The organism is Streptomyces viridosporus (genome assembly GCF_002078235.1).
In the GTDB taxonomy this organism is placed as follows: Bacteria; Actinomycetota; Actinomycetes; order Streptomycetales; family Streptomycetaceae; genus Streptomyces; species Streptomyces viridosporus.
Genome location: NZ_MSGP01000412.1, coordinates 1 through 7,536 on the forward strand (window position 1 = coordinate 1; position 7,536 = coordinate 7,536).

At 71.0% G+C, this 7,536-nt stretch carries 4 protein-coding genes and 1 pseudogene; 4 read left to right on the plus strand and 1 reads right to left on the minus strand.

What is annotated here, in order from left to right:
* Positions 1 to 152: 152 nt before the first annotated feature.
* From B7L92_RS27130 to B7L92_RS27145, 4 genes are all read left to right on the plus strand, one after another.
* Entirely contained in the window at positions 153 to 1,430 is a 1,278-nt protein-coding gene (locus tag B7L92_RS27130; RefSeq protein WP_081240000.1) for an LCP family protein, read from the plus strand.
* 246 nt (positions 1,431 to 1,676) lie between these two features.
* Complete coding sequence (locus B7L92_RS27135) at positions 1,677 to 3,443, plus strand: LCP family protein (protein ID WP_081239997.1); 1,767 nt, start codon at positions 1,677 to 1,679, stop codon at positions 3,441 to 3,443.
* Between the two features lie 312 nt (positions 3,444 to 3,755).
* Positions 3,756 to 5,459 (plus strand): LCP family protein, encoded by a 1,704-nt coding sequence (locus tag B7L92_RS27140; RefSeq protein ID WP_081239998.1) that lies wholly within the window; start codon positions 3,756 to 3,758, stop codon positions 5,457 to 5,459.
* A 153-nt stretch (positions 5,460 to 5,612) separates the two neighbouring features.
* Positions 5,613 to 7,217: an LCP family protein gene (locus B7L92_RS27145; protein WP_081239999.1), complete on the plus strand. Its 1,605-nt coding sequence runs from the start codon at positions 5,613 to 5,615 to the stop codon at positions 7,215 to 7,217.
* A gap of 37 nt (positions 7,218 to 7,254) precedes the next feature.
* On the opposite strand, the pseudogene B7L92_RS27150 reads toward B7L92_RS27145, so the two are convergent.
* A pseudogene (locus B7L92_RS27150) lies at positions 7,255 to 7,536 on the minus strand (glycosyltransferase family 2 protein); the annotation flags it as partial.

Consider the following 7,536-nt stretch of genomic DNA (forward strand, 5'->3'; position numbering starts at 1 on the left):
GATGGCCCGGGAGGGCGGCGCAGCACCGCCTGCCCCGCGCCGCCCTCCCGGGCCATCGTCGTAGCAGCGGCGCACGCCACGCGCCGCGCGCACCGCGCGCCACACGCCGTACGCCGTCGCGGCCCCGTACGCAGTGAGGGGTGGACCCGGTCATGAGCGACACCGCAGGCGCGCCCTCCGGGCAGCCGGGGGGCCGGCGCGCCCTCGGCCCGGGGACGGGCGCCTCGGCGAGCGGACCGGGGCGGGCCCGGCGCCGGCGGCGGCGCTGGGCCCTCGGCACCGGGCTCACGGTCACCGCCGCGCTCGTGGTGGCCGCCGGGGCCGGGTGGGTGGTGTACATGAAGCTGGAGGGGAACATCACCCCGGACGAGGCGGCCGCCGCCGAGCTCGCGCGCTTCGAGGAGGAGCGGCCCACCGCGCTGGTGAAGGACGCCCTGAACGTCCTGGTCATCGGCTCGGACTCGCGCTCCGGGGAGGAGAACCGCCGCTACGGGCGGGACGTGGGGACCGAGCGGTCCGACACCGTGATCCTGCTGCACCTGCCGGCGGGCCGGCGCAGCGCCACCGCGGTGTCCGTGCCCCGGGACCTGATGGTGGACGTGCCCGGCTGTCTGCACCGGGACGGCAGCCGCACCGAGCCGGAGTTCGCGGCGTTCAACACCGCCTTCGAGCGCGGCGGTTCGGCCTGCGCCATCCGCACCGTCGAGAAGCTCACGGACATCCGCGTCGACCACCACGTCGTCGTCGACTTCCACGGCTTCATCGAGATGGTCGACGCGGTCGACGGCGTCGAGGTGTGCCTGCGCGAGCCCGTCGACGACGAGGCGGCCGGGCTCAGGCTGCCCGCGGGCCGGGTGACCCTGGACGGGGAGCAGGCCCTCGGTTACGTCCGGGCCCGGAAGTCCCTCGGCGACGGCAGCGACACCGAGCGGATGGAGCGTCAGCAACGCTTCCTGGGGGCACTCGTCAGCAAGGTGCGCAGCAATGGCGTCCTGCTGAATCCGGTGAAGCTGTATCCCCTTCTGGACGCGGCCACTTCGTCGCTCACGACCGATCCGGAACTGGCGAACTTGCGCGGTTTGTACGAACTCGTCCGCGGGCTGCGGAACATTCCCACAGAACGTGTGCAATTCCTGACCGTTCCACGGGAGCCGTATGTCCGCGACGCCAATCGCGACCAACTCGCGGAGCCCGCGGCGGAGAAACTGTTCGACCGGCTGCGCAGGGACGCCCCGGTGACGGTCGCACAAAGCGGTGAAAGTGGTTCCGCTGCGGAAAGCGGGGGCGGCACGCCGTACGCGAAAGCGGACGGAGAGGGTACGGACAGTAACGGAAAGACCACGGAAAAGGACGGCTCGGAACCGTCCGGGGGCACTTCTCCGACGCCGACGTTCTCCGGCAACACGGCCGCCGAGGACACCTGCGCGTAAGGCCGATCGCGAGACAACTCCGGCCCGGAGAACTCCAGTCCACAGAAATGGGTGAATTGCCCAGTTGTAGGGACGTGGAATATCTCACCGACGTCGCCCTAAGCCGATCCGTGCCGTTAGTGTGAGCCGATCCGGTGCGTCCGTTCTCTCGGGAACCGTCCTGAGGCCGCGCACTGTGTGACTGAGACCCGTGCGCCTTGGGAGGGGAGAGGCGCCGCGTGGCCCCGACGGAGGATTCAGGCGACCGTGGACGCGCAAAGCCGTGGGCGGGCGGAGAACATCGATCCCGCAGACCAGTGGGTGCTCAACCCGGACACCGGTGATTACGAACTGCGACTGGCTCCTTCCGCACCGCAGTCACCGATGCCCGGTCCTCGCAAGTCCCGTTCCTCCGGTACGGACGCGGTGCGCGGTCGTACGGCGGCTCCGGGGCGCACGCCGGAACGTCCCGGCCGCGAGACGCCCAGTCGTGGAACACCGGACCGCGAGGTGCCGCCGCCGCGCAGGCGCCGGGGCACGCCGGAGGAGCCGCCGCCGGGGCGGCGCGGGCGCCGGCCGGTGAAGAAGAAGTCGAAGGCGAGGAAGGTCCTGCTGTGGACCGGCGGCACCATGGCGTTCGTGGTGCTCGCCACCGGCGCGGGCGGCTACCTGTACCTGAAGCACCTGAACGACAACATCACGTCCGTCTCCGACGACGGCGCGAGCACCGGTGGCTTCAGCAAGGACAAAGCCATCAACATCCTGATCATCGGCACCGACAAGCGCACCGGCACGGGCAACGGCAGCTACGGCGACAAGGACAGCAAGGGCCACGCCGACACCACCATCCTGCTGCACGTCTCCAAGGACCGCAGCAACGCGACCGCGCTCAGCATCCCGCGCGACCTGATCGTCGACATCCCCGACTGCCCGACCCAGCAGGAGGACGGCACCGAGAAGATCATCCCGGGGACCGCCGGTGCCCGCTTCAACGAGAGCCTCGGCCAGAACGACCGCACGCCCAGCTGCACCATGCGGACCGTGACCGAGCTGACGGGCATCACGCCGGACAACTTCATGGTGGCCGACTTCAACGCGGTCAAGACCCTGTCCACGGCGGTCGGCGGAGTCGACGTCTGCCTGGCCAAGGACATCGACGACCCGAAGTCGCACCTGAACCTGACCAAGGGCACGCACACCATCGAGGGCGAGGAGGCCCTGGCGTTCGTGCGCACCCGGTACTCGGTCGGCTCGGGCGGCGACCTGAGCCGGATCGGGCTGCAGCAGCAGTTCCTGAGCGCGCTGATGCGCAAGCTGAAGTCGAACGACACCCTCACCAGCCCCACCAAACTGGTGAAGCTGGCCGAGGCCGGCACCGAGGCGCTCACCGTCGACTCCCAGCTGGACAGCATCAACAAGCTCAAGGACCTCGGCCTGGAGCTGGGCAAGCTCAACGTCAAGAACCTCACCTTCACCACCGTGCCGGTGAAGGACAACCCGGCGGAGAAGGTGAAGGCGACCGTCGTCCTCGAGGAGTCCAAGGCCCCCCAGGTCTTCGAGGCCATCAGGAACGACGTGTCGTTCACCGAGGTCAAGCAGCAGAAGAAGAAGGAGAAGGACGCCGTCGCCGCCCGGCTGAAGGGCGAGAAGGCACCGGCCTCCGAGGTCCGGGTGCAGGTCTTCAACGGCGGCGCGCCGTCGGGCAGCGCCCAGCGGATGATCAACTGGCTCCAGGTCGAGGAAGGCGTCACCAAGTCCGAGAACGCCGGCAACGCGGACGAGGCCCTGAAGAAGACGACGCTCGAGTACGCCCCCGACCAGGCCGCCCAGGCACGGCGCCTCGCCGACATCCTGGGACTGTCGGGAGCGGCCATGAAACCCGGCGAGAGCGTCACCAACGCCCAGGGACTGCCCGCGATGACGCTGATCCTGGGCGAGGACTTCAAGGGCGCGGGCGTCTCCCTCACGCCGCCGGACAAGGCGCCGGAGGACATCGAGAAGTCCACGGCGGACAAGGTCGAGTGCGCCCAGTGACCCGGCGGGCCCGTCCCGCGTCCCACGGGCGCGGAACGGGCCGGTACGGGGACGTGTCGAGCCCCGCCGCCGTCGGGACGGCGGGGCCGCGTCTCCCCGGCACCGACGGGTCGAACGGCGGGGGCCGTCCGGCCCGCGGAGGGGGAATTCCTCACTGACACCGTCCCGTCGGCGACGGGGCGGATAATGTGAGCGTCGAAGTGCCCCGGCCGCGCGGGCCTCCCCCGGTGTCGCGCACGGTGGCGCCCGTACCCGCGGGCGCCCTCCCGAGGGGGCAGTGCCGCATGGCCCCGACGGAGGATTCGAGCGACCGTGGACGCACCAGGCCGTGGGCGATCGGAGGGCATGGATCCCGCAGACCAGTGGGTGCTCAACCCGGACACCGGCGAGTACGAGCTGCGGTCGGGCCCTTCCGCACCCCGCTCGGCCGTCCCCGGCCCCCGCAGGTCCGCACCGCCCGGCACGGACGGCACCGCGGGCGGCCGTACCCGGATACCCGGCCGTGCGGTGCCGCCGCAGCGCGGGCGCCGGGGCGCCCCCGACGACGGACGGCGCGGGCGGCGGCCGGCGCAGCGGAAGCCGAAGCGGGCCCTGCTGTGGGCCGGCGGCACCATGGCGTTCGTGGTGCTCGCCACCGGCGCGGGCGGCTACCTGTACCTGAAGCACCTCGAGGGCAACGTCACCACGACCGACGTCGGCGGCGCGGGCAGGGGCGACTTCAGCAGGGACGAGGCCTTCAACATCCTGGTCATCGGCACCGACAAGCGCACCGGCAGGGGCAACGAGGGCTACGGCGACAAGGGCAGCAGGGGCCACGCCGACACCACCATCCTGCTGCACGTCTCGAAGGACCGCAGCAACGCGACCGCGCTCAGCATCCCGCGCGACCTGATCGTCGACATCCCCGACTGCCCGACCCGGCAGGAGGACGGCACCGAGAAGGTCGTCCCGGGCCTGCAGGGCGTCCGCTTCAACCGGAGCCTCGGGGAGGGCGGCCGGGACCCGGGCTGCACCATGCGCACCGTGGAGCAGGCCACCGGCATCCCGGTCGACCACTTCATGATGGCCGACTTCAACGCGGTCAAGACCCTCACCACCGCCGTGGACGGCGTCCCGGTGTGCCTCGAACACCCCGTGGACGACAAGGAGTCGAAGCTGCGGCTGCCCGCCGGCGAGTCGAAGGTCGAGGGCGAACAGGCCCTGGCCTTCGTCCGCACCCGGCACAGCTTCGGCAACCAGGGCGACCTCGACCGGATCAAGGCGCAGCAGCACTTCCTGGCCTCGCTGATGCGCAAGATGTCCTCCAGCGACACCCTCACCAGCCCCGCCAAACTGGTGAAGCTGGCCGAGGCCGCCACGAAGGCGCTGACCGTGGACACCGGCATCGGCAGGGTGAGCACGCTCAAGGACGTCGCCCTGGAGCTGAAGAGGGTGCCGCCGAAGAACATCTCCTTCACCACGGTGCCGGTGAAGGACAACCCGGTGGAGAAGATCAAGGCGACCGTCGTCCTCGACGAGTCCAAGGCACCCCGGCTCTTCGAGGCCATCAGGAACGACGTGTCGCTGACCGAGGTCAAGCAGCGGAGGAAGAAGGAGAAGGACGCCGTCGCCGCCCGGCTGAAGGGCGAGAAGGCACCGGCCTCCGAGGTCCGGGTGCAGGTCCTCAACGGCGGCGCGCCGTCGGGCAGCGCCCAGGAGACCCTCCGCTGGCTCCAGGTCGAGCAGGGCGTCACCAAGTCCGAGAACGCCGGCAACGCGGACGAGGCCCTGAGCAGGACGGCGCTCGAGTACGCCCCCGACCAGGCCGCCCAGGCACGGCGCCTCGCCGACGTCCTGGGACTGTCGGGAGCGGCCATGAAACCCGGCGAGAGCGTCACCAACGCCCAGGGACTGCCCGCGATGAAGCTGACCCTGGGCGAGGACTTCAAGGGCGCGGGCGTCCCCCTCACACCGCCGGACAAGGCGCCGGACGACATCGAGAAGTCCACGGCGGACAAGGTCGAGTGCGCGAGCTGACGCCCGGATGAGCCGGTCGGTACGGCCGGCCGAAACTTGTTGAAGCCGGTTTGATCTCGGAGGGCAACTGACGGGCTCGTCGTGCGTCTAACAGAGCGCGGGACGGGCCCGTTTGACGACACAAGGGGTTGCCCGGGTGGGAAGGACGTGGCAGTGACACAGAACGCCGTACGGGCGGCTCTCCCTGAAGACCGGCAGGAATCGGACCAGGACCCGGACGAGGGCCCGTCCGACGGCGGCGACGTTCCCGTCCCCGAAGCGGACGGTGACCGCCGCCCGCGCCGGGGGCGCCGGCTGCTCAAGTGGTCCGCGGCGGTGCTCGCGCTGCTCATAGCCGGTTCCGCCACGGCCGGTTACCTCTACTACCGGCAGCTGAACGACAACATCAAGAGGGACCCGCTGCACCTGGGCGAGAGCAAGGCCGCCGCGCCGACGCCGAACGCCGCCGGGCAGACCCCGCTGAACGTCCTCCTCATCGGCTCCGACGCCCGGGACAGCAAGGAGAACCAGCAACTCGGCGGCGCCCGCGAGACGTTCGGGTCGACCCCGCTGGCCGACGTGCAGATGCTGGTGCACCTCTCCGCCGACCGGACCAACATGTCCGTGATCAGCATGCCCCGCGACACCCTGGTGGAGATCCCCAAGTGCACCGACCCCGACGACGGGACGGTGTACCCGGCGAGCAACGGGCGGACGATGACCAACCAGAGCCTCGGTCACGGCGGTCCCGGTTGCACGGTGGCCACCTGGGAGAAGCTCACCGGCATCCACATCGACCACTTCGTCATGGTCGACTTCGCCGGAGTGGTGTCCATGGCGGACGCCGTCGGCGGCGTCCCCGTCTGCGTGGACGCCAACGTCCACTCCCGCGACGGCAAGGGCCACGGCTCCGGGCTGAAGCTCCCCGAGGGCACCCACCCGGTCAAGGGCGAGCAGGCCCTGCAGTGGCTGCGCACCCGGTACGGCTTCGAGGACGGCAGCGACCTCGCCCGCGCCAAGGCCCAGCACATGTACATGAACTCGCTGGTCCGCCAGTTGCGCGAGAACGCCACCCTCAGCAACCCCAACAAGCTGCGCCGGCTGGCCGAGAAGGCCACCGAGGCGCTCACCGTCGACCCCGGGCTCGACACCGTCAAGAAGCTCTACGACCTGAGCACCGAGCTGCGCAAGGTGGAGCCGGAACGCATCACCATGACCACGATGCCCAACCGCTACGTGGGCGCCCGCGTGGAACCGACCGAGGACGCCGAGAAGCTGTTCCGGCTGGTGCGCGAGGACATCGCCCTGGACGGCAGGGACAAGAAGCCCGAGAAGAAGCGGGAGACGGCCCCGACGGACCCGGCCGCCGACGACGCCGAGATCGCGGTGCAGGTCCGCAACGGCACCCGCACCGACACCCTCGCCGCCGCCCCCGGACGCGCGAGCACGATCACCGGGCTGCTGAAGGACGAGGGCTTCACGAGCGCGTCCGCCGACATCGTCGGCTCGTTCAGCGAGAAGCGGACGGTGGTGCGCTACCCGAGCGTCGACCTGGAGGGCGACGCCCGGCGCGTCGCCGAGGCGCTCGGCATTCCGGCGAGCGCGGTGGAGCGGTCCACCGAGGTCTCCGGGGTCACGCTCGTGGTGGGCGCCGACTGGCGCGAGGGCACGTCCTACCGGGCGCCCGAGGAGGACGACAAGACCCCCGAGTCGGCCCACGCCCTCAACGGGGCGGACGACAAGGCCTGCATGCACGTCAACCCGGCGTTCACCTGGTGACGCGTGGGGCCCCTCCCCGTCGGGGAGGGGCCCGGGCTCAGACCTCGCTGACGACCGCCGGCCGCCGCGAGGCGATGACCTTCTTCGCCAGCGAGCGCGGGCTGGTCAGGAAGCCCCAGCCCCACGACATGTGCATGGTGGCCAGCGCCACCGGGATCCGCAGCCGCGCCTTCAGCGGCAGCCCCTTGCCGGCGGGTATGGAGCCCAGCACGATCGCCGCGAGGTAACCGCCGGGCACCACGAAGCCCCACGGCGTGAGCACCGCGCCCACCACGGTCCCGGCCGCGATCGCGCACACCGCGGCCGGGACCGTGGTGGG

Bases quoted from the DNA above. Each gene is read 5' to 3' on its own strand.
- B7L92_RS27130 (WP_081240000.1), top strand. From the start codon at position 153: ATGAGCGACACCGCAGGCGCGCCCTCCGGGCAGCCGGGGGGCCGGCGC.